Source organism: Kribbella sp. NPDC003505 (genome assembly GCF_040610875.1).
Taxonomy (GTDB): Bacteria; Actinomycetota; Actinomycetes; order Propionibacteriales; family Kribbellaceae; genus Kribbella.
This window is the reverse complement of the sequence record NZ_JBEXNA010000007.1, coordinates 228,150-253,972: the sequence shown is the minus strand read 5'-3', so window position 1 is coordinate 253,972 and position 25,823 is coordinate 228,150. Positions and strand designations below refer to the sequence as shown.

The window sequence follows — 25,823 nt, the reverse complement described above, 5'->3', positions numbered from 1 at the left end:
TCGGCGCGTCGTGGGCGGACCGCGAAAGGGCGGCGGACGGTTGGGACGTGGAGACGGGTTCCGCGATCTGGGGGCGGAGCGAACGCAACCTGCGCAGCTTCTCGGCCGGCGGGCGGAACGGGCAGTCCTCGACCAGCTACTGACCGACGTGCGCAACGGCAGGAGCCGGGTGCTGGTCGTTCGCGGCGAGGCCGGCGTCGGCAAGACCGCCCTGCTGGCCTACGCGGCCGAATCCGCGACGGACGTCAGCACGCTGCGGGCGGTCGGCGTCCAGTCGGAGATGGAGCTGGCGTTCGCGGCGCTCCACCAGCTGTGCGCGCCGCTCCTCGATCGTCTGGACCGGATCCCCGAGCCGCAGCGCCGGGCGCTCGCGACTGTGTTCGGGCTGGCTCCGGGCCCCGCTCCGGACCGCTTCATGGTCGGGCTCGCGGTGCTCAGCCTGATCTCCGACCTGGCCGGTGAACGGCCGGTCCTGGTGGTGGTCGACGACGTGCAATGGCTCGACACAGCGACCGCGCAGGTGCTCGGGTTCGTCGCCCGCCGGATCGGCGCCGAGGCGGTCGGGTTGCTGTTCGGCGCCCGCGAGATCGGTGTCGAGCTGCACGGTCTCACCGAGCTCCGGGTCGAAGGGCTGCCGGCCGACGAGGCCCACGCCTTGCTCGGTTCGGCCGTCGAGTTCCTGCTCGACGAGCCGGTGCGCCGGCGGATCGTCGCCGAGACCGGCGGCAACCCGCTCGCCCTGCTCGAGCTGCCGCGCGGCCTGACCGCGACGCAGCTCGCGGCCGGGTTCGGCCTGCTCGGCGGCCAGGAGCTGCCCGGCCGCATCGAGCAGAGCTTCCTGCGGCAGGCCGACACCCTGCCCGCGCCGACCCGTCGGCTCCTGCTGGTCGCGGCGGCCGAGCCGATCGGCGATCCGGTGCTCGTCCGCCGGGCAGCCGACCAGCTCGGGATCGAGGCGGCGTTCGCCGAGATCGACGGGCTGATGAGCCTGGGTGAGCGGGTGACGTTCCGTCATCCGCTGGTCCGGTCGGCGCTGTACGGGTCGGCGTCCGAGACGGAGCGGCAAGCGGTCCATCTGGCGCTGGCCGGAGCGACGGACCCGGAGACCGACCCCGACCGGCGCGCCTGGCATCTGGCCGCCGCCGCGACCGGACCTGACGAGGACGTCGCGCTCGAGCTGGAACGGTCGGCGGGCCGCGCGCAGGCTCGGGGCGGTTTCGCCGCCGCCGCTGCCTTCCTGCAGCGGGCGGTCGCGCTGACCCGCGACCCCGCCCGCCGGACCGAGCGCGCGCTGGCCGGCGCTCAGGCCAGTCTGCAGGCCGGCGCGTTCGGGACCGCCTGGGCGCTGCTGGCGACGGCCGAGGCCGGGATGCTCGACGGTCTGGGCCGGGCACGGATCGATCTGCTCCGCGCCGAGGCGGCGTACGCGCAGCAACGCGGCGGGGACGCGCCCGGCCTGCTCCTGCGCGCGGCCAAGACGCTCGAGCCGCTCGACGTACGGCTCGCTCGCGACACGTATCTCGACGCCTGGAGTGCGGCTCTGTTCGCCGGTCAGCTGGCCACGGACCCGAGTCTGCGCGACGTCTCGGCGGCGGCCGAGGCGGCGCCCCGGCCCGAGACCCCCGGCCGCAGCTCCGACGTGCTGCTGGACGGGTTCGCGTTGCTGTTCGCCGAGGGCCGTCCTCGTGCCGTGCCGCTGCTCAAACAGGCTGCCCGCGCGTTCGGTGATCAGGGTGCCTCGGTCGAGGAGGTGCTGCGCTGGGGATGGCTGGGTACCGCTGCCGCGGCGACCGCATGGGATTTCGAGGCGTGCTTGTCGACCGCATCCCGGCAGGTGGAGGTTGCGCGCGGCGCCGGTGCGCTCGCGGTCCTGGCGGTCGGTGTCAACGTGCTCGGCCAGGTCGCCGCGCTGGCCGGCGACTTCGCCGAGGCGACCTCGCTGCGGGCCGAGGCCGACGCGGTCCGCGAGGCGACCGGCGCGCACGTCCTGCCGTACGGCGGGTTGGTGCTGGCTGCCCTGCGCGGGCTCCCGGACGAGGCGTTCCCGCTGATCGACGAGACCATCGAGAGCGCGATCGCCGGAGGGCAGGGTACGGCGGCGCAGTACGCGCGCTGGGCGCGGTCCGTCGTACTGAACGGCCTCGGCCGTCACGGCGAAGCGTTGCCGTGGGCCGTCGCCGCCAGCGAGGACACACCTGAGCTGTTCGTGTCGTCGTGGGCGCTGAGCGAGCAGATCGAGGCGGCTGTGCGCAGCGGACGCCCGCGCGAGGCTGCCGCCGCACTCGGTCTGTTGCAGGACAAGACCCTGGACACCGAGGAACGCTGGGGCCTCGGTATCGAGGCACGCGCGCGCGGTCTGCTGGACGACGGCCCGACCGCGGAGGGTGCATACCTCGAGGCGATCGAACACCTCACCGGGACCAGGCTGCGCCCCGACCTGGCACGGGCACATCTGCTGTACGGCGAGTGGCTGCGTCGCCGCACGCGCCGCGGGGAAGCGCGGGCCGAGCTGCGTGCGGCGTACGACTTGTTCGCGTCGATCGGCATGGCCGCGTTCGCCGAGCGGGCGCGCCGCGAGTTGCAGGCGACCGGGGAGACGGTCCGCCGCCGGACGAACGGAGCGGCCACGAGTGACGAACTCACGCCGCAGGAACTCCAGATCGCGTTGCTGGTCCGCGACGGCCTGTCGAACCCCGAGGTGGGCAGCAGACTCTTCCTGAGCCCTCGCACCGTCGAATGGCACCTCCGCAAGATCTTCGACAAGCTCGCCATCAGCTCGCGCCGACAGCTGCGCGACGCCTTGCCGGACGCGGTCAGCGAGGCCGCCGGTTAGGACCTAGTGCCGCAGCAGCTGCTGACCGCCGTCGACGTCGTACGTCGCGCCGGTCAGGGCCGTGTTCGTCATCAGGTGCAGGATCAGCGCGGCGACATCGTCCGGGCCGACCACCCGCCGGATCGGCAGGGTGGCCCGCAGGTCCGCCCGGCGGTCCTCGAGCTGGTCGCCGAGCAGCCGCGCCGACAGCGGCGTGTCGACGAATCCGGCGGCGACCGCGTTCACCCGGATCGGGGCGAGCTCGAGCGCGGCGTTGGCGGCGATCGCCTGCAATGCGACGGTCCCGATCGCGGCGACACTCAGGCCGATGCCGGGCCGGCGCGCACCGGTACCGCTGATGAAGGTGAGCGAGCCGCCGGCCCGGACCCTTCCGATGCACAACCGCGCGATGCGGAGGGCTCCGACCAGATCCTCGTCGAACACCCGTAGCGCCCAGTCGAAGTCCAGCTCGGCGATCGGTGCGTAGAACGGCCCGCCGCCGCTGACCAGGACGTGATCGAGGTCCGCGGGCAGGTCGGCGAAGACCTGCGCGAGACGGTCCGGATCGCCCAGGTCCAGAATCGGCGCGCTCTCCGCGCCGACCTCGGCGGCGGCCGCGGCGAGCCGCTCGGGATTCCGTCCGGTGACGACGACCCGGGCGCCGGCACTGCGAGCCTGGTGGGCCGTCGCCAGCCCGATTCCCGAGCTGCCGCCGATCACGACCACACGCTGCCCGTCGAGACTGCCGTTCATCGTGTTCTCCCTTTCCTCAGGTCAGGTGGACACCGGGACGGCACAGCCGTGCACCCGCGGCGTCGCCGGCAGCTGGGTGGCGGGCGGGCGGCCGCGGGCGACGTACCCGAGGGTGATCACCGCGGCGACCACGCTGAGGGCGGCCATCACCAGCATCGCCGTCTGGTACCGGTGCCCGAGCGGCTCGACCAGGTCGTCCGACCCGCCGACGCCCAGCAGCGCGGGAACGAGCGCGATCAGTACCACGCCCCCGACCCGGGAGGCGGCGTCGTTGATCGCCGACGCCTCACCGAGGTCGGCGTCGTCGACAGCAGCCAGGACGCCGGCCGTCAGCGGCGCGACCGTCAGCCCGATGCCGAGCCCCCACAACAGCGCGCCCGGCAGGATTGCGCTCAGGTAGCTGTCGCCCGGGCTCGCTGCCGACAACCACGCGAATCCGCCGGCCACGATCAGGATGCCGACGGCCATCGGCCAGCGGACGCCGACCCGGGCCACCAGAGCGCCGGCGAACGGCGAGACGAGCAAGAACACCGCCGACTCCGGGATCAGCGCCGCACCCGCCTCGGTTGCGCTGTACCCCAGCTGCAACTGGCATTGCAGGACGACGAGGTAGCTCGCGGCGGACAGTGCGCCGTAGAACAGGACGGTCGCGGCGTTGATGGCGACGAACTGGCGGATCCGGAAGAGCGCCGTACGCAGCATGGGCGCTGCCTGTCGTTGCTCCACCGGGACCAGGGCGGCGAGACAGACCACACCGACGCCGCCCGGGACCAGCACTGTCGCGCTTCCCCAGCCGTCGGACGGTCCTGCTGTCAGCGCGTAGATCACGCCGCCCAGTCCGACGACGGTGAGCAGAGCGCCGAGGAGGTCGACAGACAGCTCTCGACGCGGGCGGCTGACTTCCGGTACGCCGCGCAGCACCCAGAGGGCCGCGGCTATCAGCGGAACGTTCAGCAGGAACACGTACCGCCAGGAGGCGTGGTCGATCAGCCAACCTCCGCCGTACGGCCCGAGCGTCGTACCGAGGGTCGACAACCCTGCCCAGATGCCGATCCCCTTGGCGCGGTCCGCCGGCCGCAAGGTGCCGTTGAGCAAGGCCAGGCTGCTGGGCACGACCATCGCTCCGCCCGCTCCCTGCACGACTCGCGCCGCGATCAGTGCCGCGGTGTTCGGAGCAGCCGCGCAGCACAGCGACGCGATCAGCATGACGCCGAGGCCGATCATCAGGAGCCGGCGCCAGCCGAAGTGATCGGCCAGCGCGCCGGCCAGCAGAAGCATCGACGCGACCGTCACCAGGTAGCCGGTCAGGACCCATTGCAGCCCGGTCACACCGGTCCCGAGGTCGCGGCCGATCGCGGGGATCGCGACGTTGATCATGTAGGCGTCGATGAAGCCGACCATCGAGGCCAGCACCGTTGCCGCCACCAGCAGGGCCCCGGCCCGACCACGGATCGCGATCCCGGCGTACGACGCCCCGCCGGCCGCGGGCTCGTTCCGCGTCGTCATCGCGCGACCGCTCCGGGATCGCTCGGGTGCCGGCTCAGCGGCAGCGTGTCGACCGAGAGCCAGGGCGCCATCGGCAGTCCGTCGACGATCTTCCGGAGCAGCTCGGCGTCTGCAGTCTGCCAATGGCCGAGGTTGCGCCCGTCACCCGGAAGACGCCACAACCGGATCAGCTGTCCCGCCGCCGCGAGCTCCCGCGTCCGCCGCACTTCGCGCGCAGTCATGTCGTCGAGGTCGGCGGCGGTCGCTCCGGACGGGACAGCCAGCACGAAGGTCGTGAAGAACTCCCCGGCGCCCGGATCGAGCGCGATCCGACCAGGCCCCGGATCGTTGGGGTGGGCGCACAGCTCGATCACCTCGTCGGTCCGCCAGATCCGCAACGGCATCGAGGCCAGGACGACCTCCAGCGCCGCGGCGTCGTCCGCCACGAACAGGCCGAGCGTTCGCCACTGACCGGGTGCCGGCGGCGGACGCCACAAACGTTTGAGGTGGCCTTGACCGGCCAGTTCCGCGGAACGGGCAGCCTCCCGGGCGCGCACCTCGGCGACCTCGGCCTCGGTGACGCCGTCCGGCACCCGGGTCGTCATCGTGACGAGAAATTCCATCTCCAGCCTCCGGCTCGTGAATGCTCCCGGGGTCCCACGATCCGCCGCACCCGGCCGCGGCGACACCAGTGACGGTCCCTGGTCGGCGGAAACCAGGGACAGTCACTGGCCCGGCGGCCACCTGGTCCGCGCCACCCTGAACGCAACCGAAGGGAGTGCGCGATGGACAGCAAGCACGAGTACGACGTGATCGTGCTCGGCGCCGGGGCACCGGGCGAGCACTGTGCCGCGACGTTGGCCAAGGGCGGCGCGCGCGTCGCCGTCGTGGAGCGTGAACTGCTCGGCGGCGAGTGCTCGTACTGGGCCTGTATCCCGTCGAAGACCTTGCTGCGCCCCGGCGAGGCGCTGGCCGAGGCGCTCGACGCGCCCGGCGCCCGGGAAGCCGTCACCGGCTCGCTCGACGTCTCCGCGGCCCTCGGCTGGCGGGACTTCATGGTCTCCGGGTACGACGACGCCGGTCAGGTCTCGTGGGCCAAGGGCGCCGGGATCGAGGTCCTGCGCGGTCACGGCCGGCTGGCGGGTCCGCACACCGTCGCGGTGGACGACCGGACCTGCACCGCGGAGGCGATCGTCGTCGCGACCGGCGCCGACCCGGTGATCCCGCCGGTCGCCGGACTCCAGGACCTGCCCGGCGTGTGGACGAACCGCGACGTCACCGGACTGGTCGAGGTCCCGGACCGGCTGATCGTCCTGGGCGGCGGAGCCACCGGGGTCGAGATGAGTCAGGCACTGGCCCGGATGGGCGCGACCGTGACCCTGCTCGAGCGCGGCGAGCACCTGCTCCCCCGCGAACCGCGGGCAGTCGGCGAAGCGGTCGCGACCACACTCGCCGCGGACGGCGTGGACGTCCGGGTCGGCACCGGCGCGGAGCGCGTCGCGCTCGCGGGATCGACGTACGTGGTCGACCTGAGCGACGCGACGCAGGTGACGGGTGACCGGATCCTGGTCGCGACCGGCCGCCGGCCCCGGGTCGACGGCATCGGGCTGCAGACCGTCGGCATCGATCCCGACCCGCGCGGCGTCCCGGTCGACGACACACTGCAGGCAGCGCCCGGCATCTGGGCGATCGGCGACGTCACCGGCCTGTGGCAACTGACGCACGTCGGCGAATACCAGGGACGCGTTGCCGCAAGCAACATTCTCGGCAGGCCCCGGACGGCGAACTACGAAGCGGTGCCGCGGGTCGTGTACTGCTACCCGCAGGCGGCGTCGGTGGGCGCCGCGGACGGCGCGTTCGTGGCCACCGTGCAACTGTCCGGTGTGCCGCGCACCGCGACGTACCTCCGCTCGTACGACACCCAGCCCGGTTTCCTGACGCTGGTCTCGGACGGAACCCTGATCACCGGCGCGTACGCCGTCGGTCCGGAAGCCGGCGAGTGGCTGCAACAAGCCACGCTGGCGATCCGCGCACAGGTCCCGCTGTCGGTCATGCTCGACGTCATCCAGCCGTTCCCGACGTTCTCCGAAGCCTTTCTCCAGGCGCTGCGCGACCTGGAGGCCCAGGTCACCGCACGCTGACCGCCGGCTCACACCTCAGCGTTTCGGCTGCTCGCTCAGCTCCGAGCGGTACGAGCGGAAGGCGTCGATGGACGCCGTCAGATAGCGCTTGACGACCTCGAGTTCGGCGGGAGTGAACTCACCGGTGGCCGCGCGGTGATGCGCTCCGAGCGGCCCGAAGAAGCGGCCGGCGAGTTCGCGGCCGGGCTCGCCGTACCGCAGGATCACCCGGCGCCGGTCGGCCGGATCGCGTTCCCGCTGGACGTGACCGGCACGTTCGAGCCGGTCGAGCAGGGTCGTCACGGACCCGGTCGTCAGTCCCAGTTCGGCGGCCAACTGACCGGCCGTCAGCGGCCGGCCGCGCTCACCGGCGACGAGGATCCGCACCAGCGCCTCGACGTCGGTGCCGTGGACGCCGTGCCGCTGGGCGAACACGTGCGCGATCCGCTGCCCCTCGGCGACGAGCATCTGCACCAGGCCGACGAGGTCGTCCTGCGAGGACCGGGACTTGCGCTCCACCACCTCCACCTCCTAATGTCTTGGAAATCAAGATACTTGATGATCGAGTTTTCTAGGCCTCGTTGGGAGTCACTGTGCCAGGTCCGGCCCGGTTGGTGCGCAGTCGGCGCACGGCCGCCTTCGTCGTCCTCGTCGCCGTCCTGCTGTCGGCCGCGGCGTTGCTGCTGCCCAGCCCGGGCGAGGCAGCGCCGAGATCCGCGACCGGTCTGTCGACCGCGGCCGAGTCCGCGCAGGTCGAGCAGCTGCGCGCGCAGCTCCCCCAGGCCGACGGTTCCGCCGCGCTGATCGTGTTCAGCCGGTCCGACGGCGGCTCGCTGACCGCCGCCGACCGGTCCGCGGCGCAGGCCAAGGCCGCCTCGGTGGGCGTGCGGGCGCCGGTGCAGGTCCCGGAGAACGGGCGCGTCGCACTCGCCGTACTCCCCCTGTCGGAGCGCGACGACGCGGCGATCGCCACGGCCGTCGACCAGTTGCGCGAGAAGCTGCGCGATCTGCCGTCCGGCCTGGAAACCGCTGTCACCGGTCCTGCCGCCTTCACCACCGACCTCACCAAGGTCTTCGACGGCGCCGACACCAAGCTGATCATCGTCACCGCCGCGGTGGTCGCGCTGCTGCTCCTGCTGACTTATCGCAGTCCCGGTCTGGTGCTTCTTCCGCTGATCGTCGTCGGGCTCACCGAGCAGGTCACGACCAGCCTGTCCGACCAGGTCCTGTCACGCCTCGGGATTCCCGGCGGCGGGCAGGTCACCGGAATCGTCAGCGTCCTGGTCTTCGGCGCCGCCACGGACTACGCACTGCTCCTGATCGCGCGGTACCGCGAGATCCTCCGGCACGAGGAGCGACCGGGCTACGCGATGGCCCTCGCCGTACGCCGGGTCGCCGAACCGATCCTGGCCAGCGGCGGCACCGTCATCGCCGCACTCGCTCTGCTGTTGCTCGCCAGCACCGAGACGCTGGTCGGGATCGCGATCGGATGCATCATCGGTATCGCCCTCGCGATGGTCGCCGGGCTCGTCGTCCTGCCCGCGGTCCTGGTGCTGTTCGGACGGAAGGTGTTCTGGCCGTTCGTGCCGCGGGTGGGTGACCCAGCGACCGAGGGCAAGCTGTGGGGTCGCCTCGGGGCGGTGGTCGCGCGCCGGCCGGCGGTGGTGCTCGTGCTGTCCACGCTGGTTCTCGCAGGGCTCGCGCTCGGCACGTTCGGCGTCCGTACCGGTCTCGCGCAGAACGAGCAGTTCCGGGTCGAGCCGGAGGCGGTGCGCGGCGCGAAGATCCTGGCGGAGGCGTTCCCGGCCGGCTCCACGGAGCCGCTGACGGTGATCGGTCCCGCGCAGCAGGCCTCCGCGGTGGCGGCATCGATCAAGGACGCACCCGGTGTCGCCGAGGTCCGGCCGGGCGCCCGCAACGACCAACTGGCCTCGTACGACGTGGTGCTGACCGCGGAGCCGGGAAGCACCGAGTCCTTCGCCGTGGTCCGGGATCTGCGCGAACGGCTCGACCAGGTCGGGCCGGACGTCCTGGTCGGCGGCGGCGCGGCGGAGACCCTCGACTCGAACGAGGCCGATCAGCGCGACCGGCTGCTGATCATGCCGCTGATCCTGCTGCTGGTGGGAGCGGTCCTGGTCGCCGTCCTGCGGTCCGTGCTGGCGCCCGTGCTGTTGCTGCTGACCGTCATCGCCTCGTTCTTCGCGAGCTTCGGGGCCAGCTGGCTGCTGTTCGACCATCTCCTGGGGTTCCCGGCCCTCGACGGACAGGTCATCTTGCTGTCGTTCCTGTTCCTCGTGGCGCTCGGCGTCGACTACAACATCTTCCTGACCACGCGGGCACGCGAGGAGGCGCGGACCACGAGCACCCGGGAAGGTATGCTGACCGCGCTCCGGGTGACGGGCGGCGTCATCACCAGCGCCGGGCTGCTGCTGGCGTCCGTCTTCGCGGTGCTCGGCGTGCTCCCGCTGATCACGCTCACCCAGGTCGGGGTGATCGTCTGTGTCGGCGTCCTGCTCGACACCCTGCTCGTCCGCACCGTCGTCGTCCCGGCGCTGGCCTTCCTGCTCGGCGACCGGTTCTGGTGGCCGAGCAGGTCCGGACAAAAGGTGCCTACGGCAACATCATGAGCGGCGCTCAGGTCCACGACGTCGCGAACAGGAAGCTCGCGAGCGGATAGTCGCGCAGCGCGCGGGTCAGTTCGTCCCGGAGGCCGGTCGCCAGGGCCGGTGGCAGGCCACGGAACTCGAGCAGTGCCGTGACCCAGCCCGCGGTCTGTGAGATCGGACGCGGGTCAGTGGTCAGCAGCGCGGCCCAGACCGCGTGCAGCAACTGCTCGATCGAGTCCTTGACCAGATCCGGGTCCAGATCGCACTCCGGTCCCGGCCACCTGGACATCAGGCCGGCGACCAGGGCCGCGTGCGCCAGCTCGAGCGCGGCCTGTTCGGAGGCCGCGGCCTCGGGCAGCGGTTCGGCCCTCGGCACCACGGCGGGCATGGTCCGGATGACCTCGATCGCGTGGGCCGCGTCGGCGGCCCAGGCGGTCGCCCCGAGGCTGGTGGCCCGCAGGTCGTCCGTCCCGAACGCCGGCCCGCCGACCAGCACCGGGATCCCAGCGGCTCGGGACGCCTCGATGAAGCGTCGTGTGGTCGGCAGCGAGCCGAGGACCGAGCAGCTGACCGCCACCGCGTCCGGGCCGAGATCCTGCAGGTACTGACTCAGCCGCAACGCCGGCGTCGACGCGCCGAGCAGCGTCGTCTCCCACCCGTCGGAACGCAGCGCGCAGTCGATCATCATCGCCGCGAGCGCATGCCATTCGCGCTCGGCGCACGCCACGACGACCCGCCCCCGGACCACCGGCGTACGCCGTACCGCCCGTGCGATCGTCTCGGTCGCGGACATGGCCACCGCGGTCGCGGCATGCTCGTCCGCCACCGACCACTCCCCGCGCTGCCACTTGTCGCCGACGACGCGCTGGGCCGGACCGACGACCTGGGTCAGCAACGCGATCGGGTCCGCACCGTCCGCCAGCGCCGCATCCACGACGCCGAGCGCGTTCGTGACGTCGACGTTCGCCACGGCGTCCTGGAACGCCGTCAGGGTCGCTCCGAGATCGGTCGCGCTCATGCGGTCGTCCGCGCGCAGCCGACCGACACCACGGCGATGTCGTCATGGGCACGACCGGCGAGGTGCTCGACCACGTCCTGTTCGACGGCGGCGCAGACCACGTCGGGTGCGGCACCGGCGAGCCGGCCCAGCAGCTCGACCAGCCGGTCGTCGCCGTAGAAACCGGACTCACCGCGGGCCTCCTCGACCCCGTCGGTGTACAGCACCAGCTGATCGCCGGGCGCCAGCCGGACAGTGGTCGCGACGTACTGCGCATCGCCGACGACGCCCAGCACGGCGCCTTCCGCCTCGACGGCCTCGACCTCGCCATCGGCACGGACGAGCAGTGGTGGTGCGTGGCCGGCGGACGCGACCTCCACGACCAGCTCCCCGGCCGCTGGACTCTCTCCGGCGCGAACGCGCAGGCAGAGCAGTGTGATGAAACGCTCCGACGTGTCGTCGTGGAAGACCGCGCTCAGGGCGCCCAGCAGAGCGCCCGGCTCGCGCTCGAAATGCGCGGCGGTCCGAAGGCTCTGACGTGCTCTGCCGGTCAGGACAGCGGCATTCACACCCTTGCCGCAGACGTCGCCCAGGGCGATGAGCCAGTCCTCCCCCGCGCGGAAGAAGTCGTAGAAGTCACCGCCGATGTCGAGGTGCTCGGCAGCCGGCCGATAGCGCGCCCCGAGCACGGCGCCGGGCACGTCCGGCAGCGGCGGTGGGACGAGGCTGTCGTGCAACGCCGAGGCGATCTCGCCACGCTGTTCGTACAGCCGCGCGGAGTCCAGCGCCAGCGACGCCCGGGCGGCGATCCGCTCGGCCAGTGCGATGTCCCCCGGACCGAATCCGCGGCCCTGCCCGCGCACCATGATCAGCGCGCCCAGCGTCACGCCCCGTGCGGTCAGGCCGATGGCGAGCACGTCCGCCGGCCGCAGCGACGCAGCCTCGTGGCGCAGGACCGAATGCGGGATCAGCGCGGACAGGCCGTCCTCGACCCCCGCGGCGACATGCAGGAGCTCCCGCATACCGGTCGCCAGTACGCGCCCGAGAGCCGTGCCGGCCACACGCCGCCGCGACACGGTCAGCTCGGCCGTCACGTCGCTGCCCCCGAACAGCTGGAGACCGGTGCCCTGCGGACTGGCGAGCGCGACCACTGCCCAATCGGCGACCTCGGGGCGCACTCCGTCGAGGAGCTGCAGGACAGAGCGCCGCAGGTTGAGCGAACCGGCCATCGCCAGCGCGATATCCTCCGCGAGCTCGGGCCGGGCTCCCGTCGTCGCCGGTGCGTGTCCGGTGCCGGTGGTGTCCTCAGCCTTGATCATCGGTCACCGAGCCAGCGGCCGGAACCAGTGAAACGACCGCTTCGACCGCCTGGTCGAGCGTCTCGTGGACCGCGAACACCTTGTGCAGCTTGGTGACCTTGAAGATCTTGTGCACCCGCGGGCTGGGCGCCGCCAGGACCAGGGCCCCGCCCCGCGCCGCCGCTTCCTTGTGCGCACCGACCAGGACGCCGAGTCCGCTGGAGTCCATGAACTCGACCCCGCTCAGGTCGAGCACGATCGGGCGTGGTCCGAGCTGGGCCTTCAGGCCGGCGGTGAGCATCGGCGCACTCTCCAGGTCGAGGTCGCCCACGACCCGGACCATCACGTACGACCCCGCATCGGTCGTAGCGAGGACGAGTTCGGCACCTTCATCGAACATGACAGCAGCAGCTTCCTGCCGGGCACCTGGCAACAGACGACGCAGGCAACCCAACGGCTCAACGCGCGCGAAGGCGCGGGCCACTATTCGGCTGCTGGCTAAACCGATGACCTCGCCTACAACTATCACCGTCATCCGGCGCGGGCAACCTGACACACCTGCGTCCGGCGGCCGGCCGCCGGAGTCGCGACTGTCCGCTCACGACCATGTACAGGGAGCGGACAGGGAGCGGAACAGGGAGCAGAACAGGGTCAGCGGGAGACCGGCAGGTCGCGGTCCTCGATGACGCGGCGGGCGATCTCGGGCAGCTTCACGTTGTACTCCAGCGAGATCCCGCTCAGCACCTCGTACGCCTCCCGGCTGTCGATGCCGTAACGCTCCATCAGCACCCCGAGGCTCGAGCTGACCAGGCGGTGCGTCTCGATCGATGCGTGCAAGCGGTGCTGGTACCACAGCGATTCCATGGCGACCGCGACATGGGTCGAGAACGGACTGACGTACGTCAGGTCGGTGACCGTGCCGGGCCAGTACAGCGACAGCACACCGACGGCCCGCCCGCGGCCGGGGATCAACGGGACGTGCGTGACGCGCCTGGCGGCATCGCTGCGTACGTCGGCGGACACGGGCTCGCCCGCTTCGAGCGAACGCCGTAAGGCACCGGCCGGCGCCGCCGCGTCGTCGCGGAGCAGATCGGCTGCCGGACCGGCTACGTCGAGGAGCGCCGCGTCCCGACCGAGGGTGCCGACGCCGACCGATGGGCAGCCGAAGAACGCCGCCGCCAGCTCGGCTGTCACTGTCAGTAGGTCGGTCGTGTCCCGGGCGGACTGGAGCCGCAACGCCACATCGGCGAGTTCTGCCGCCTTACGGCGTGCGAGCTGCTCGTCGTCTGTTCGCAACGGACTCCCCCATCGACAACGTGGACCGGCGGGCGCCGGTCCGGTTCCGGATCGTCGGGATCATAGGCGATCCGTCCCGGAAAGGCCTCCGGTCCGGGCACTTTCTGACCGTCGGGGGCCGTGCTGGGCACGGCGGCCCGGAAGACGCACAATGAGTCCACCGGTCGGCGCCGCCGACCAAACGAGTCGAGGGTACTGCGATGGAACTACCGGAGTTGGCCGACCTGATGTCCACGGTCGCCGACACATTGCGAACGCCGGCCACGGCCGAGGATTCGCTCGACCTGATCACCTCCAGCGTGATCGCGACGATCCCCGGCATCACGGGCGCCAGCATCTCGGTGACCAGCACCGACGGCACGATCGAGACACTCGCGCCGACCGACCCGCTCGCAGCCGAGGTGGACCAGTTGCAGTACGACCTGGGCGAGGGTCCGTGCCTCGACGCGGCGCTCAGCGAGCCGGTCGTGCAGGTCGACAACCTGGGGAGCGACGACCGGTGGCCGCAGTACGGTCCGAAGGCCGCCGCCCTCGGGATGCACTCGCAGCTCTCGTTCCAGTTCCGGGCCGCCCCGCGGGTCCGCGGCGCGCTCAACCTGTACGCCGACAAGCCGCAGGCCTTCGACGCCGACGCCCACTACGTCGCGGGCATGTACGCCGACTGGGCCGCCGTCCTGCTGGGCTGGAGCCGGCAGGAGTCGACGATGATGGAGGCGCTCGAGAGCCGGACCACGATCGGCACCGCGATCGGGATCCTGATGGAGCGCTACCAGCTCGACGCGAACCGGGCCTTCACGTTCCTCGTCCGGACGTCGCAGACCGGCAACGTCAAGCTCCGCGACGTTGCGGCCGGCGTGGTCCAGGACACCGCCAAGAAGGCGCGAACATAGGGCTTAGCTGAGGTAGGGGTTGCCGGCGCCGTTCCACTTCACGACGCCGGTGTACGCCTGCCGTTTGTTCGAGTCCTTCACCCCGTTGCGGTCGGCGTCGACGTACGCGTGGAACGCGATCCGCGTGGTCCCGCCGACGTTCAGCACAGTCGCTCCGCCGGGACCGCAGAGCCGGGTCGACCTGGTCGTCATCAAGGTCTTCACGCGGGTGAAACGCCCGCCCCAGAAGGTGTTCGCGGACCATGCGTCGGTGTTGTACGAGCAGTTGACGTAGTCACCGCGCGAGGCGAACAACCACACCTTGCCGCCGTGCGCGATCACCGACGGGCCTTCGATCCTGGTCGAGCTGACGATCTTGGCGATGCTCGTGCCGACCACCCGCGTACCGGTCCGGGTGTCCATCTGCACCGCGCGGATCTGGAAGCCGGACGCGTTGCGGTAGTCGCTCTTGTAGATCAGGTACCGCTTGCCGTCCTTGGCGCGGTACGCCGCCGGATCGATCGCCTCGTACCCGCGCGAGACCCACGGCGAGCAGACGACCGGCTTCGCACCGGGCGTGTAGTTGCCCGCCGGCTGCCGCGAGGTCGCGACGCCGATGCAGTGCACGTGCCGGGACGCAGACTCGCCGGTGAAGTACATGACGTACAGGGCGCCGCGGCTGTCCGAGCTCTGGAAGACCTCCGGTGCCCACAGCAACGGCTTCCTGTGATCGACCCAGGCCGGGATCGCCGCCATCGACTTGTGGACCGCCGACCAGCCGCCGCTCGTCGTCCAGCGTGCGCCGTAGCCGGCGCCGGTCCGGAACAGGTAGTACTTCGAGCCGAAGTGCGCGAATCCGGGGTCGGCGAACTCCTCGGTGCCGACCCGGCGCACACTGCTCGGCCCGGCCGCCTCGGCGACACCCGCCGGCATCAGCGTTGCGCACAGACTGGCGATGATCCCCAGAACAAGTGGCGTACGGCGCATGCGAACTCCCGTGGGCGTCGGGGTTGTCAAGGTGCTGCAATGTACCCCGGCCACGGGGCCACCTTCAGAGACACCAAGCCGAACGCGCCGTCTGTGACGAACAGGCCCAGCTGCCCAAGCCCCACGTCGTACCGGCGGAAACTCAGCGCGACCCGGTTGTCGACCGCGACCTGACCGGTCGTCCCGTCCAGCAGCACCTGCACCGTATGCCGGCCAGGCGGCAGCGGGCAGGCTCGCTCGAGCTCCACGACGTACGGCACGTCGCCGCGAACCTGCCACTGCGCAGGGCCCGTGCGGCCGCGGGGCCAATGATCCATGACCAACCGGTTCGCCTGTGGCTCCAGGCGGACGATCGTCGCGTCCTCGCCGTCCGGCCCGGCATGCAGCAGCAAGCCGAACGACTGCGTGCCGGGATCGACGTCGACGGTCAGCGTGATCAGGCACCGCCCGGGGACGGGTTCACCGATCCAAGCGGCGTACCGGTCGATCGCGCCCTGCCCCGGTACGGCGTCCGCGCCGTCGAGCGGCGCCACCTGCACGTCCTGTCCGTCGCCGTACGTCGCGACGACTTCACGCGGGAGGCCGAACGCCAGGGTGCCGTCGTCCTCCTGATGCGCCTCGAGGACGGCGAGGTCGCCGGCCCACTGCCACGGGCCGGTGTCGGAATCCCCTTGTTTCGTGGGGATCCAGCCGACGAAGAACCGCCGTCCGTCGTACTCGACCGATTTGGCGGCGTAGAACGCCCGCCCGTCGACGGTGTCGCGCGCGGGTGCGAGCCACGGCCCGTCGGGACCGCGCGCGATCCGGTAGCGCGTCTGGAACGCGTCGGTGAACTCGGAGTACACCAGGTACCACCAGTCGCCCCACTGGAACACGTCCGGGCACTCCTGAGTGATGAACCGGTGCGGCTCCCACAGCGGCTCCGCGAGTTCCCACTTCTCCAGATCGGTCGACGTCAGCCGCGCCACCACACCGCACCGGCGATCGGGCGCATCGGCGTACCGCGCAGCGAGCACCAGCTGCCAGGTTTCACCGACCCGGTAGACGAACGGATCACGCCAGTCCTGTGGCACGAACCCTTCAGCCGCGCCGAAGGACAGTGCGGGCTGCTTGGTCCAGCGCGTCGGGTCGCCGTCGCTGACCGCGTGACAGACCACCTGGAACGAGCCGTCCGCATCGCCGCGCCGCGGATTGTGGCCGGTGTAGAACAGGTGCAGCCGGTCTCCGTCGGCGACCACACTTCCTGTGTAGCAGTCGAAGTCCTCGTCGTCGCGACCACCGGCCGGCAGGACGACGCCGTGGTCGGTGTACTGCACGAAATCCGTTGTCGACAGCAACGCCCAGGGCATCCCACCCGGCCCGGCGGTCGGGTCGTCGGGGCGCTCGTCGAGCAGGTAGAACAACCAGATCCGGCCGGCATGACTGAACGGGATCACGTCACCGACGTAGCCCGACGGCGGCCGCCGGTGGATCATTGCGGCGTCCCGCGCCGGCGCCGGCGCGGCGGATCGCCGACCGAGTCGCGCTCGATCAGCTCGCAGTCGACGATGATCCGCTCGGGGGCCTCGTCCGGCGGGGACAGCACCAGCTCCCCCGCGCGGCGGCCGAGCATCAGGTGCGGCAGCGCGGCGGTGGTCAGCCCCGGGCGGACCTGGTCCGCAACGTCGGGCTGGTCATCGAAGCCCACGATGCTGATGTCACGCGGGCACTCCAGGCCGAGCGCGTGCGCGGCGAGCAGCGCACCGATCGCCATCCGGTCGTTGCCGCACACGAGCGCGGTCGATCCGTGCTCCGACACCACCTCGGTCGCGAGGTCGTACCCGGAGCCGATCTGGTAGTTGCCGTACCGGTGGACGAGGTCGGCCGGCCGCAGACCGGCCGCGCGGGCGGCGTCGTCGAAGCCGCGGCGGCGCTCCTTGCAGGCGTAGTCGTTGCGCATACCGCCGAGGAAGGCGACGTCGCGGTGCCCGCGGTCGAAGACCGATGCGGCCGCGGCGCGCCCACCGGCGTACTCGTCGGCGAGCAGGACCGTGTCGGCGTGCCCCTCCTCCGGCCAGCAGTTCACGAAGATCGTCCGGATCCCGTCGAGGCGCGGACTGCGGTGCAACGGCTTCGGCGAGAGCGACGCATACACGATCGCGGCGACGCCCTGCCCGACCAGACTCGCCACGGCGTCGTCGCCCTGCCCCGGGTCGTCGGTGGTGTCGACGACCATGGTCACGTACCCGGCGGGCTGGACCACCTGCTGCAGGCCGAGCACGATCAGACCGGCGTACGGCTGGGAGACGATGCCGCTCGTCACGACGCCGACCGTGAACGACTTGTTCGACCGGAGCAGCTGTGCGGCCCGGTTCGGGACGAACTCGAGCTCGGCCGCGGCCTCGAGGACGCGGCGCCGCGTCTCCTCGGCCACCGCGACGTCACGACGGTCGTTGAGCACGAACGAGACCGTCGGCTGGGACACCCCCGCACGTCGCGCGACGTCGGTCATCGTGACCCGTTTCGGACGGCCACCCGCCTGCTTCGCCATGGCCAGTTTCCTATCACAGATCGGCCCAATACGTATTGCGTCACACCGTACACCGCTGCTACGGTCCCGGGTCAATACGTATTGGGCGGCCTTGCCGGGCCGCCCGAGCGGTCAAGGAGGAACCCAGATGACAGGTACTCGTCCGCCCGGCGGCGCGCTCGCCCGCCGTACTCTGCTGAAGGCCGGAGCCGGTGGTCTCAGCCTGGCCGCACTGGCCGATCTGGCCGCCTGCGGCAAGGACGGCGGCAGCTCGCCGAAGTCGCTGAAGATGCTGTACTTCGGTGAGCAGGCCGCGGCCACCCAGCTGCAGAACCGCCTGCAGCCGCAGATCGCCAAGCTCGACGCGAGCATCAAGTTCGAGATCTCGGCCATCAACGGCACCGACTGGAACGACTTCCTGGCGAAGGTGCTGACCCAGATCGCCGCCGGGACACCGCCGGACATCATCAGCGTCGCCACCGAGGGCCTGCAGCTGATGGCGTCGAAGGAGCTTGCGGTTCCGCTCGACGACTACGTCACCAAGGACCTCGACGCGCTGAAGGAGTACTTCGCCGACATCCACCCGGCCCTGGTCGAGTCGATGATGTACCAGGGCCATTTGTGGGAGCTCCCGGACAGCTTCAACGCCGGGAACATGTTCTACAGCACCGGCCTGTTCCAGCGCGCCGGCGTCGTACCGCCGAGCGAGAACTGGACCCTCGACGACTTCGAGGCGGCCGCGACCAAGATCGCGAAGTTCCAAGGCGTCAACGCCTTCGGCTGGGTGGTCCGGCTGTGGGGCAGCTGGACGTCGTTCATGTACGCCAACAACGCCAACCTGCTCGAGGAGGGCAAGTACGACGGCGGCGACTGGCTGTGGAGCAAGGCGTACGCCGGTGACGCGGCCGCCGCGGGCCGCAAGGGCGGCTGGAAGTGGGGGGCGCCGACCGCAAACTCCGAGGCCACCGTCGAGGCGCTGAACTACATGATCGAGCTCACCAAGAAGGGTCTGTCGCCGTCGCCCGACGTCGGCGGTGGCGGCACGCTGCAGGGCCTGTTCGCGTCGAACCGGATCGGGATGTCGATCGGCGGCGGCTTCTGGGCCGGCGGCCTGACCAACGCCGGGATGAAGAACGGCAGCTTCGACGTCACGATGTTCCCGAAGTGGAAGAGCCAGCGGCACCTGTTCGGCGCCGGCGGCTACGCGATCTTCAAGTCGTCGAAGAAGAAGGACCTGGCCTGGGAGGTCCTGAAGCTGCTGGTGAAGCCGGAGACGTTCGACCTGGTGTTCCCGGGCAACGTGACCACGCCCGGCCGCAAGTCCCTGGTGACGGCCGCGCGGTACGCGAAGACCGGTCCGAAGCACTGGCCGGTCTTCTACGACACGCTGACCAAGCACCCCGACACCGCCCCGATCCCGGCCCCGCCGTACTACAACGCGCTCGCGACCGCGCTCAACCAGCGCACCACCGAGGCGATCTCGTCCGGCAACGCCAAGGCGGCGCTCGACGGGTTGCAGTCCGACCTCGAGAAGGCTGCGGGGGCCGGCTGATGACTGCCGTCACCGCGGAGGTACGGCGTACGGCGGTGAAGCCGCGCAGCCACCCGAGCTCGCACGGGGAGACGCGCTTCGGGTTCGCGATGATCGGGTTGTCGGTGCTGTTCGTCGCGGTCTTCACCGCGATCCCGATCGTCGCGTCGCTCGGCTTGTCGTTCTTCTCCTGGGACGTCATCTCGTCGCCCGAGTTCGTCGGGCTGGAGAACTACCGGCGGCTGTTCACCGACGGCCCGGTGCTCAGGTCGTTCGGCGTGACGCTCGGCATGGCACTCGCGATCGTCGTCCTGCAACTGACCGTCGGCCTGGGGCTCGCGGTCCTGGTCAACCAGCGCCGGCTGATCTGGGTGCGGACGGTGTTCCGGACCGCCTTCTACCTTCCGCTGCTCGCGTCGACGGCGGCCGTGTCGATCTTCATGGGCTACCTGTTCGACTACAAGTTCGGCGTCGTGAACTACTACCTCGGCCTGCTCGGGATCCCGAACGTGCCGTGGCTGACCAACGGTTTCGCGGCCGCGACCACGATCGTCCTGATCGCGGTGTGGCAGCAGGCCGGGTTCACGTTCGTGCTGTTCGTGGCCGCGCTGATGTCGGTGCCGGCCGATGTCCTGGAGGCGTCCCAGATCGACGGCGCCGGACCGGTGCGGACCTTGCTGCGGATCAAGATCCCGCTGATCAGCCCGACGATCCTGTTCGCCGCGGTGGTTGCCCTGATCAACGCGATGCAGCTGTTCGACCAGCCGTACATCATGACCAAGGGCGGCCCGGGATCGGCGACCACGACGGTGACGATCGCGATGTACCAGAAGGGCTTCCAGAACCTGCAGTTCGGCTACGGCTCCGCGATCGCGATCGTGCTGCTGGCCGCGATCCTGGTGATCACCGGGCTGCAGTTCCTCGCGGCACGAAAGCTGGTGTTCTACCAATGATCCACTCCACCACGACCCTCGCCCGGGTCGGCCGCGTCACCGGCGTCGCGATCCTGGTGATCGCCGCGATGGTCGCCCTCGGCCCGTTGCTGTGGACGGTCACCACGTCACTGCGGACACCGGCCGAGGCGTTCACCAATCCGCCGCAGTGGTTCTCGCTGCACCCGGACTTCTCCAACTACGGTGCGGTCTTCGACCGGATCCCGATCCCCCGGTTCTTCGTCAACAGTGTGGTCGTCACCGGGCTGATCGTGGTCGGCCAGACCATCACCTGCACGCTGTCGGGATACGCGTTCGCGATGGTCAGCTTCCCGGGGCGCTCGGTGATCTTCGGGATCTTCCTGGCCACGATGATGGTGCCGCTGCAAACGATCATCATCCCGGTGTTCGTGATCGTCCGGTACCTCGGCCTGTCCGACAGCCCGCTGTCGCTGGTGGTCTCGGCGCTCGGCAGCGCGTTCGGCACCTTCCTGATGCGGCAGTACTTCCTGCAGATGCCGAAGGAGCTCGGCGAGGCCGCGCGGATCGACGGCGCCGGGCATTTCCAGACCTTCCTGATGATCTACGCCAAGATGGCCGGCCCGGCGATCGCGACGCTCGCGATCCTGAACTTCTCCGGCTTCTGGGCGGAGTTCTACCGGCCGCTGATCTTCCTGCAGTCCCAGGACAGCTTCACACTGCCGCTCGGCCTGGTCGGTCTGCAGGGCAATCTCGGCACCGGCTCGATCTCGGTCGTGCTCGCCGGTGTCGTGCTCGCGATCCTGCCGAGCGTCGTGCTGTTCGTCTTCGCCCAGAGGTACTTCATCGCAGGAATCACGGCAGGAGCTTCACGGTGACCCAGATCCAGTCCGCCCGATCGGCCGGCACGGTCGCACATCTGCGTCCCGCGTTCCACGTCCGGCCGCCGCGCGGGTACCTGAACGACCCGAACGGCCCGATCGAGGTCGGCGAGGACGTCCACCTGTACTTCCAGTCGCGGCCCGTGCTCGACCTACAGGCCCCGGTCGAGTGGGGTCATGCGACGTCGACCGACTACGTCCGCTGGACGCTGCACCGGCCCGCGATGGCGCCCCGGCCGGGCGGTCCGGACACCGACGGCTGCTGGTCCGGCAACACGGTGCTCGATGACGGCCGGATCCGGGCGTTCTACTCGGGCCGGGTCGAGGAGCGCCCGTACCAGTCGGTCCTCACCGCAGTGTCCGACGACGGCGGCGCGTCGTTCGGGCCGCCGCGCCAGGTGGTGCCCGACCCGTCCGACGGCGCGATCATGTTCCGCGACCCGTTCGTCTGGCGGGAGGACGGTTCGTGGTGGATGGCGGTCGGCGCCGGGTACGCCGGACGCGGCGCGAGCATCGCGTCGTACCGGTCGAACGATCTGGAGAACTGGACGGACGCCGGGCCGCTCGCCGCACTGCCTCGCGGTGTCGTGGGCGGCGAGGACACCGGCGCCGCATGGGAATGTCCGCAGGTGCTGACGATCGACGGCCGGCGGATCGCGGTGGTCTCGTCGTGGTCGCCGGAGGGCGGTCCCGGCGAGGTGCTGTCGTTCGGCGTCGACGGGCCGCCGGCTCCACAGCGGGTCGATCACGGGACGAACTTCTACGCCGCGTCAGCCTTGCGCGACAGCCGGTTCGGCCCGCTGCTGTTCGGCTGGCTGACCGAGGGACGCGACCGGCCCGGGTGGAACGACGACTGGGCCGGGGTCATCTCGCTGCCGCGCATCGTCTGGCTCGGGGCCGATTCGTCGCTCCGGAGCGCCCCGGTTCCGACGGTCGACACCCTGCGGACGGGGCCTGGCGTGCCCGCCGACGGTTGTACGACGGGGCCGCAGTGCGAGATCGCCGTACCGGAAGGGCCGGGGCGGGTCGTGATCCACTTCAGCGACCAGGAGCGTGTGGTGATCGAACTGGACACCGACACTCTGACGGTCGACCGTTCCCAGGCCAGCCTCGGCCCGCACAGCCACCGCGACAGTATGCAGGTCAGCGACGCCTTCGACCCGGCTTCGGACCGGCCGGCGGCGCGGATCTTCCTCGACGGGTCGGTGCTTGAAGTCTTCACCAGCGCGGGCCGCGTCCTCAGTACACGGGTCTACCCGACCGCGCCGCCGGTCTGGCGGGTCGAGTCACCATCGACGGCCCGCTTCTGGACGCTCGACTGCTGAGTACGACCGATGCCGCGCCGGAGAACCGGCGCGGCATCAGGTCTGTTCGAACTACTCGCCGACCAACTGGTCGTAGTGCGTGGTCAGCGACACGTGCGTGACGCCGTTGAAGGTGGCCGGGATCTTGCCGTACTTGGTGATCGCGGTCGCGGTGCCGTTCGCCTTGCTCATCGCGTACTGGACACCGGACTGCGTGTTGTGGTCGGCGAACACGAGCAGCGTGCCGCCACGGGTCCCGCAGCCCTGGGCGACGATCGACTCGTAGTCCACGAAGCCGGACGAGCGGATCAGCTTCATGACCGGCTTGGCGCCCGCCGCGACCGGGATGTGCGCGGTCCACAGCGCACCGGCCTTCGAGACCATCAGCAGCGTGTCGTACGTCGCGGTCTCGCTGATCACCGTCATCGCCTTGAAACCGCCAAAGCCCGGGAGCGGGCCGAGGGCCTTGAAGCCGGCGCCGACGATCGCGTAGCGGTACAGGCTGCCGTTGGTGTTCAGGCCGTACAGGTACGCGTGCCGCGGCTGGGCGACGCTGTAGTTCGACGTGGCGATCGACTTGAAGCTGGTCCAGCCCGACCCGACCTTCTTGAAGGTCGGCACCGGCGGCTTCTCCGCGTCGGCCGGCAGATACGTCGTGTGCCGGTAGAGGTTCCCGCCCTGCAGCAGCAGGCCGTAGTAGTAGAACTGGGTCTGCGTCGCGTTGGTCGCGAAGTACCAGGTCGCGTCCGCGCGGGTGCCGACGAACGGGAACGGTTCGTAGATGTCGGCACGCGGCAGCGTGGGCGGCGTGGACGGTGTCGCGTCGATCTCCTGCATGGTGCCCGCCGCGGTGGGCACGCCGACCGCGCTGATGCACGGCCTGGCGGCGACCGCGGCCTTCGCGGACAGCGGCCGGGCGCTCTTCTCGGAGAAGTACGGCTTCGGGTCGGCCTGGCCGCTCGCCGCGGCCGGGGCGGATGCGGCCGCGGCCGCAAGCAGGCCCGCGCCGGCCAACGAGAGCGCAAAGCGCTGCAGTTTCATAGGAGTTCCCCCTCCAGTGTTATCTCGAAGAGCTCGAGATCGGCCGACTATAGCCGAGCCGAGCGGGGTTTGACGACAAAGTGGCAGCAAGCTGCAGCCAAAGAGCTTGACGGTGAGCGACCGGTGTGATCGGTCCGGTGAGACTGCCCTTTCGGGCAAGGCCGAAAAGACCGATGCGGACTACTCGCCGACCAGCTGCTCGTAGGCAGTCGTCATGGAGGCGTGGTCGACGCCGTCGAAGACGGCCGGGATCTTGCCGTACGCCGTGATGGCGGTCGCGGTCCCGTTGGCCTTGCTCATGGCGTACTGGTAGCCGGTCCTGGTGTCGCGATCGACTCCCGCGGTCGGGTCGTGCGTTTCTCGATCGACTTCCGGGCGGCCTGCTCCGGGGTCAGCGGTACGACGCGCTGCACGAAGACACCCGGCAGGTGGATCGCGTCGGGGGCGAGCTCGCCGACCTCGACGACCTGCTCGGCCTCGACGATCGTCAGCCGGCCGGCCATCGCCGCGACCGGGTTGAAGTTGCGGGCCGAAGCGTGGAACACGCAGTTGCCGGCCCGGTCGGCGACTGCCGCGCGGACCAGGGCGACGTCGGTGACGATCGCCTCCTCCAGCACCATGTCCCGGCCCTGGATCGTCCGCACCTCCTTGGCCGGGGAGGCGACCGCGACGGTGCCGTCCGGCGCATACCGCCACGGCAGCCCGCCCTCGGAGACCAGCGTGCCGACGCCGGTCGGGGTGAAGAACGCCCCGATCCCGGCGCCGCCCGCGCGCAGCCGCTCGGCGAGCGTGCCCTGCGGTGTGAGTTCGACGGTCAGCTCGCCCGCGAGGTACTGCCGGGCGAACTCCTTGTTCTCCCCGACGTACGACGCGATCACCCGGCTGATCCGCCCGCGCTCGAGCAGCAGGCCGAGACCCGCACCGTCGACGCCGCAGTTGTTCGACACCACGGTCAGATCACCGGCGCCCTGCTCCAGCAACGCCTCGATCAGGAACCACGGGATCCCGGCCAGCCCGAACCCGCCGACCGCGACACTCGAACCGTCCGCGATGTCCGCGACCGCCGGCGCCGGTGTGGCGACGACCTTGTCGAGGCTCATGAGCCGTCCTCCCGGAGACGGGCGATGACGGCCGGCGCCACTACGTCGGGCCGTTCGGCCTCCGTCGGCGCGTTCGGGCGGCCGCCGACCGCGCGCGCGACCTTCACCGGACGGCCTCGAAGATCGCGGCGATGCCCTGACCACCGCCGATACAAAGGGTCTCCAGCGCGTACCGGCCGTCGCGCCGGAGGAGCTCGCGGGAGAGGGTGGCCAGGATCCGCGCACCGGTCGCGCCGGCGGGGTGGCCGAGGGAGATTCCGGAGCCGTTCGGGTTCAGCCGCTCGTCGAGCGGGTCGACCTTCCACTCGCGCAGGCAGGCGAGGACCTGGGACGCGAACGCCTCGTTGAGCTCGATCAGGTCCAGGTCGTCGAGGGTGAGGTCGGCGCGCGCGAGGGCCGCGGCGGTGGCGGGCACCGGCCCGATCCCCATCACCTCGGGCCCCACACCGGCGACCGCCCACGAGCGCAGCGCCACCAGCGGGCGAAGGCCGCGGCGCTCAGCCTCCGCGCGGGTGGTGACGACGCAGACGGCGGCGCCGTCGTTCTGCCCGCTGGCGTTGCCCGCGGTGACCGTCGCGCCCGGGTCTTGTGCGAGCATGACCGGCCGAAGTGCGGCGAGGCCCTCGAGCGAGGTGCCGGGACGCGGGTGCTCGTCGGCGGTGACGAGCGTGCTCGTACCGCGCCGGCCCGGAACCTCCACCGGCAGCACCTCGTCGGCGAACCGGCCTGCGGTCTGCGCGGCGACGGCGCGCTGGTGGGACCGCAGCGCGAACGCATCCTGTTCCGCACGGGAGATGCCGTACTCGCGGCGGACGTTCTCGGCCGTCTCCAGCATCCCGCCCGGCACCGGATGAAACCTGCCGCCGGCCGTTTCCCTGGCCCGAATCAGGCGGTCGCTCAGCTCCACGTTGCCGCGGACGCCGGTCCGCAGACCGAGCGCGTAGTGCTCGACCTGCGACATCGACTCGGTGCCGCCGGCAACAACCAGCCGAGCCGCGCCGGTGGCGACCATGCCTGCCGCGGACAGCACGGCCTGCAGGCCCGACCCGCAGCGGCGGTCGACCTGCATCCCCGGTACGCCGACGCCGAGGCCCGCGTCGAGGGCGGCGATCCGCCCGATCGCCGGCGCTTCACCGCTCGGGTAGCACTGGCCGAGTACGACGTCGTCGACATCACCTTCGCCCAGACCGGTCCGGCGGACGAGCTCGGTGAGAGCGGCTGTGGCGAGGTCGGCGGCCGACAGTGCGGCCAGCGCACCGCCGAAGCGGCCCACCGGGGTACGGATCGGTTCGCAGATCACCACATCGCTCACGCTCTCGACGG

22 protein-coding genes are annotated in these 25,823 nt (G+C 71.0%); 8 read left to right on the top strand and 14 right to left on the bottom strand.

All coding sequences use genetic code 11. The features are described from left to right. Positions 1-148: 148 nt before the first annotated feature. Positions 149-2,833, top strand: coding sequence for an AAA family ATPase (locus ABZX12_RS25145; protein ID WP_355696839.1), 2,685 nt, complete (start codon positions 149-151; stop codon positions 2,831-2,833). Between the two features lie 3 nt (positions 2,834-2,836). Here ABZX12_RS25145 and ABZX12_RS25140 read toward each other — a convergent pair whose 3' ends face one another. Genes ABZX12_RS25140 through ABZX12_RS25130 form a run of 3 tightly spaced genes read right to left on the bottom strand, consistent with a single transcriptional unit; the run spans position 2,837 to position 5,673 of the window. Further along, positions 2,837-3,565, bottom strand: a complete 729-nt coding sequence (locus ABZX12_RS25140; RefSeq protein WP_355696837.1) for an SDR family oxidoreductase — start codon at positions 3,563-3,565, stop codon at positions 2,837-2,839. A gap of 21 nt (positions 3,566-3,586) precedes the next feature. After that, on the bottom strand, positions 3,587-5,071 hold the full coding sequence (locus ABZX12_RS25135; RefSeq protein WP_355696835.1) for a DHA2 family efflux MFS transporter permease subunit: 1,485 nt from the start codon (positions 5,069-5,071) through the stop codon (positions 3,587-3,589). Next, positions 5,068-5,673: a muconolactone Delta-isomerase family protein gene (locus tag ABZX12_RS25130; protein ID WP_355696833.1), complete on the bottom strand. Its 606-nt coding sequence runs from the start codon at positions 5,671-5,673 to the stop codon at positions 5,068-5,070. Before ABZX12_RS25130 ends, ABZX12_RS25135 begins: the two co-directional genes overlap by 4 nt. 162 nt (positions 5,674-5,835) lie before the next feature. Here ABZX12_RS25130 and ABZX12_RS25125 point away from each other — a divergent pair, with 162 nt between their 5' ends. Beyond that, on the top strand, positions 5,836-7,191 hold the full coding sequence (locus tag ABZX12_RS25125; protein ID WP_355696831.1) for an NAD(P)/FAD-dependent oxidoreductase: 1,356 nt from the start codon (positions 5,836-5,838) through the stop codon (positions 7,189-7,191). Between the two features lie 15 nt (positions 7,192-7,206). Here the strand turns inward: ABZX12_RS25125 and ABZX12_RS25120 are convergent, their stop codons facing one another. Further along, the gene (locus tag ABZX12_RS25120; protein ID WP_355696829.1) at positions 7,207-7,689 is read right to left on the bottom strand and encodes a MarR family winged helix-turn-helix transcriptional regulator; all 483 of its coding nucleotides are present in this window, start codon (positions 7,687-7,689) and stop codon (positions 7,207-7,209) included. 95 nt (positions 7,690-7,784) lie between these two features. Between ABZX12_RS25120 and ABZX12_RS25115 the strand changes: the two genes are divergently transcribed. Continuing rightward, positions 7,785-9,797 carry an MMPL family transporter gene (locus tag ABZX12_RS25115; protein ID WP_355696827.1) on the top strand — a complete coding sequence of 671 codons (2,013 nt, stop codon included), beginning with the start codon at positions 7,785-7,787 and terminating at the stop codon, positions 9,795-9,797. Between the two features lie 7 nt (positions 9,798-9,804). Here ABZX12_RS25115 and ABZX12_RS25110 read toward each other — a convergent pair whose 3' ends face one another. The 4 genes from ABZX12_RS25110 to ABZX12_RS25095 all read right to left on the bottom strand — a co-directional run bounded on the left by ABZX12_RS25110 (position 9,805) and on the right by ABZX12_RS25095 (position 13,367). Continuing rightward, on the bottom strand, positions 9,805-10,794 hold the full coding sequence (locus ABZX12_RS25110; protein WP_355696825.1) for a cobalamin-dependent protein: 990 nt from the start codon (positions 10,792-10,794) through the stop codon (positions 9,805-9,807). Further along, on the bottom strand, positions 10,791-12,092 hold the full coding sequence (locus ABZX12_RS25105) for a SpoIIE family protein phosphatase (protein ID WP_355696824.1): 1,302 nt from the start codon (positions 12,090-12,092) through the stop codon (positions 10,791-10,793). Before ABZX12_RS25105 ends, ABZX12_RS25110 begins: the two co-directional genes overlap by 4 nt. Then, a complete protein-coding gene (locus ABZX12_RS25100; protein ID WP_355696822.1) occupies positions 12,079-12,471 on the bottom strand; it encodes an STAS domain-containing protein in 393 nt (130 codons plus the stop codon). Before ABZX12_RS25100 ends, ABZX12_RS25105 begins: the two co-directional genes overlap by 14 nt. A 251-nt stretch (positions 12,472-12,722) precedes the next feature. Next, the gene (locus tag ABZX12_RS25095) at positions 12,723-13,367 is read right to left on the bottom strand and encodes an ANTAR domain-containing protein (RefSeq protein WP_355696820.1); all 645 of its coding nucleotides are present in this window, start codon (positions 13,365-13,367) and stop codon (positions 12,723-12,725) included. 200 nt (positions 13,368-13,567) lie between these two features. Between ABZX12_RS25095 and ABZX12_RS25090 the strand changes: the two genes are divergently transcribed. Next, positions 13,568-14,257 carry a GAF and ANTAR domain-containing protein gene (locus tag ABZX12_RS25090; protein ID WP_355696818.1) on the top strand — a complete coding sequence of 230 codons (690 nt, stop codon included), beginning with the start codon at positions 13,568-13,570 and terminating at the stop codon, positions 14,255-14,257. Between the two features lie 3 nt (positions 14,258-14,260). Here ABZX12_RS25090 and ABZX12_RS25085 read toward each other — a convergent pair whose 3' ends face one another. From ABZX12_RS25085 to ABZX12_RS25075, 3 genes are read right to left on the bottom strand one after another with little or no spacing between them, the layout of a single operon-like run. Beyond that, positions 14,261-15,223, bottom strand: a complete 963-nt coding sequence (locus ABZX12_RS25085; RefSeq protein ID WP_355696816.1) for a family 43 glycosylhydrolase — start codon at positions 15,221-15,223, stop codon at positions 14,261-14,263. Positions 15,224-15,249: 26 nt separating this feature from the next. Continuing rightward, complete coding sequence (locus ABZX12_RS25080) at positions 15,250-16,698, bottom strand: glycoside hydrolase (RefSeq protein ID WP_355696814.1); 1,449 nt, start codon at positions 16,696-16,698, stop codon at positions 15,250-15,252. After that, the gene (locus ABZX12_RS25075) at positions 16,695-17,753 is read right to left on the bottom strand and encodes a LacI family DNA-binding transcriptional regulator (protein ID WP_355696812.1); all 1,059 of its coding nucleotides are present in this window, start codon (positions 17,751-17,753) and stop codon (positions 16,695-16,697) included. The genes ABZX12_RS25080 and ABZX12_RS25075 overlap by 4 nt, the downstream gene beginning before the upstream one ends. A gap of 127 nt (positions 17,754-17,880) precedes the next feature. Here ABZX12_RS25075 and ABZX12_RS25070 point away from each other — a divergent pair, with 127 nt between their 5' ends. Genes ABZX12_RS25070 through ABZX12_RS25055 form a run of 4 tightly spaced genes read left to right on the top strand, consistent with a single transcriptional unit; the run spans position 17,881 to position 22,380 of the window. Continuing rightward, the gene (locus ABZX12_RS25070; RefSeq protein WP_355696810.1) at positions 17,881-19,284 is read left to right on the top strand and encodes a sugar ABC transporter substrate-binding protein; all 1,404 of its coding nucleotides are present in this window, start codon (positions 17,881-17,883) and stop codon (positions 19,282-19,284) included. Continuing rightward, positions 19,284-20,216 carry a sugar ABC transporter permease gene (locus ABZX12_RS25065; RefSeq protein ID WP_355696808.1) on the top strand — a complete coding sequence of 311 codons (933 nt, stop codon included), beginning with the start codon at positions 19,284-19,286 and terminating at the stop codon, positions 20,214-20,216. Before ABZX12_RS25070 ends, ABZX12_RS25065 begins: the two co-directional genes overlap by 1 nt. After that, positions 20,213-21,052 (top strand): carbohydrate ABC transporter permease, encoded by an 840-nt coding sequence (locus ABZX12_RS25060; protein ID WP_355696806.1) that lies wholly within the window; start codon positions 20,213-20,215, stop codon positions 21,050-21,052. Before ABZX12_RS25065 ends, ABZX12_RS25060 begins: the two co-directional genes overlap by 4 nt. Further along, positions 21,049-22,380 carry a glycoside hydrolase family 32 protein gene (locus ABZX12_RS25055; protein ID WP_355696804.1) on the top strand — a complete coding sequence of 444 codons (1,332 nt, stop codon included), beginning with the start codon at positions 21,049-21,051 and terminating at the stop codon, positions 22,378-22,380. Before ABZX12_RS25060 ends, ABZX12_RS25055 begins: the two co-directional genes overlap by 4 nt. Before the next feature lie 51 nt (positions 22,381-22,431). On the opposite strand, the gene ABZX12_RS25050 is transcribed toward ABZX12_RS25055, so the two are convergent. From ABZX12_RS25050 to ABZX12_RS25040, 3 genes are all read right to left on the bottom strand, one after another. Then, positions 22,432-23,400 (bottom strand): hypothetical protein, encoded by a 969-nt coding sequence (locus tag ABZX12_RS25050; RefSeq protein WP_355696802.1) that lies wholly within the window; start codon positions 23,398-23,400, stop codon positions 22,432-22,434. Positions 23,401-23,696: 296 nt separating this feature from the next. Beyond that, positions 23,697-24,500: a CoA transferase subunit A gene (locus tag ABZX12_RS25045; protein ID WP_355696800.1), complete on the bottom strand. Its 804-nt coding sequence runs from the start codon at positions 24,498-24,500 to the stop codon at positions 23,697-23,699. Positions 24,501-24,603: 103 nt separating this feature from the next. Next, complete coding sequence (locus tag ABZX12_RS25040) at positions 24,604-25,812, bottom strand: acetyl-CoA C-acetyltransferase (protein WP_355696799.1); 1,209 nt, start codon at positions 25,810-25,812, stop codon at positions 24,604-24,606. Between the last annotated feature and the right edge of the window lie 11 nt (positions 25,813-25,823).

Bases quoted from the DNA above. Each gene is read 5' to 3' on its own strand.
- ABZX12_RS25140 (WP_355696837.1), bottom strand. From the start codon at position 3,565: ATGAACGGCAGTCTCGACGGGCAGCGTGTGGTCGTGATCGGCGGCAGC.
- ABZX12_RS25135 (WP_355696835.1), bottom strand. From the start codon at position 5,071: ATGACGACGCGGAACGAGCCCGCGGCCGGCGGGGCGTCGTACGCCGGG.
- ABZX12_RS25130 (WP_355696833.1), bottom strand. From the start codon at position 5,673: ATGGAATTTCTCGTCACGATGACGACCCGGGTGCCGGACGGCGTCACC.
- ABZX12_RS25125 (WP_355696831.1), top strand. From the start codon at position 5,836: ATGGACAGCAAGCACGAGTACGACGTGATCGTGCTCGGCGCCGGGGCA.
- ABZX12_RS25110 (WP_355696825.1), bottom strand. From the start codon at position 10,794: ATGAGCGCGACCGATCTCGGAGCGACCCTGACGGCGTTCCAGGACGCC.
- ABZX12_RS25105 (WP_355696824.1), bottom strand. From the start codon at position 12,092: ATGATCAAGGCTGAGGACACCACCGGCACCGGACACGCACCGGCGACG.
- ABZX12_RS25100 (WP_355696822.1), bottom strand. From the start codon at position 12,471: ATGTTCGATGAAGGTGCCGAACTCGTCCTCGCTACGACCGATGCGGGG.
- ABZX12_RS25090 (WP_355696818.1), top strand. From the start codon at position 13,568: ATGGAACTACCGGAGTTGGCCGACCTGATGTCCACGGTCGCCGACACA.
- ABZX12_RS25085 (WP_355696816.1), bottom strand. From the start codon at position 15,223: ATGCGCCGTACGCCACTTGTTCTGGGGATCATCGCCAGTCTGTGCGCA.
- ABZX12_RS25080 (WP_355696814.1), bottom strand. From the start codon at position 16,698: ATGATCCACCGGCGGCCGCCGTCGGGCTACGTCGGTGACGTGATCCCG.
- ABZX12_RS25075 (WP_355696812.1), bottom strand. From the start codon at position 17,753: ATGGCGAAGCAGGCGGGTGGCCGTCCGAAACGGGTCACGATGACCGAC.
- ABZX12_RS25070 (WP_355696810.1), top strand. From the start codon at position 17,881: ATGACAGGTACTCGTCCGCCCGGCGGCGCGCTCGCCCGCCGTACTCTG.
- ABZX12_RS25065 (WP_355696808.1), top strand. From the start codon at position 19,284: ATGACTGCCGTCACCGCGGAGGTACGGCGTACGGCGGTGAAGCCGCGC.
- ABZX12_RS25060 (WP_355696806.1), top strand. From the start codon at position 20,213: ATGATCCACTCCACCACGACCCTCGCCCGGGTCGGCCGCGTCACCGGC.
- ABZX12_RS25050 (WP_355696802.1), bottom strand. From the start codon at position 23,400: ATGAAACTGCAGCGCTTTGCGCTCTCGTTGGCCGGCGCGGGCCTGCTT.
- ABZX12_RS25045 (WP_355696800.1), bottom strand. From the start codon at position 24,500: ATGAGCCTCGACAAGGTCGTCGCCACACCGGCGCCGGCGGTCGCGGAC.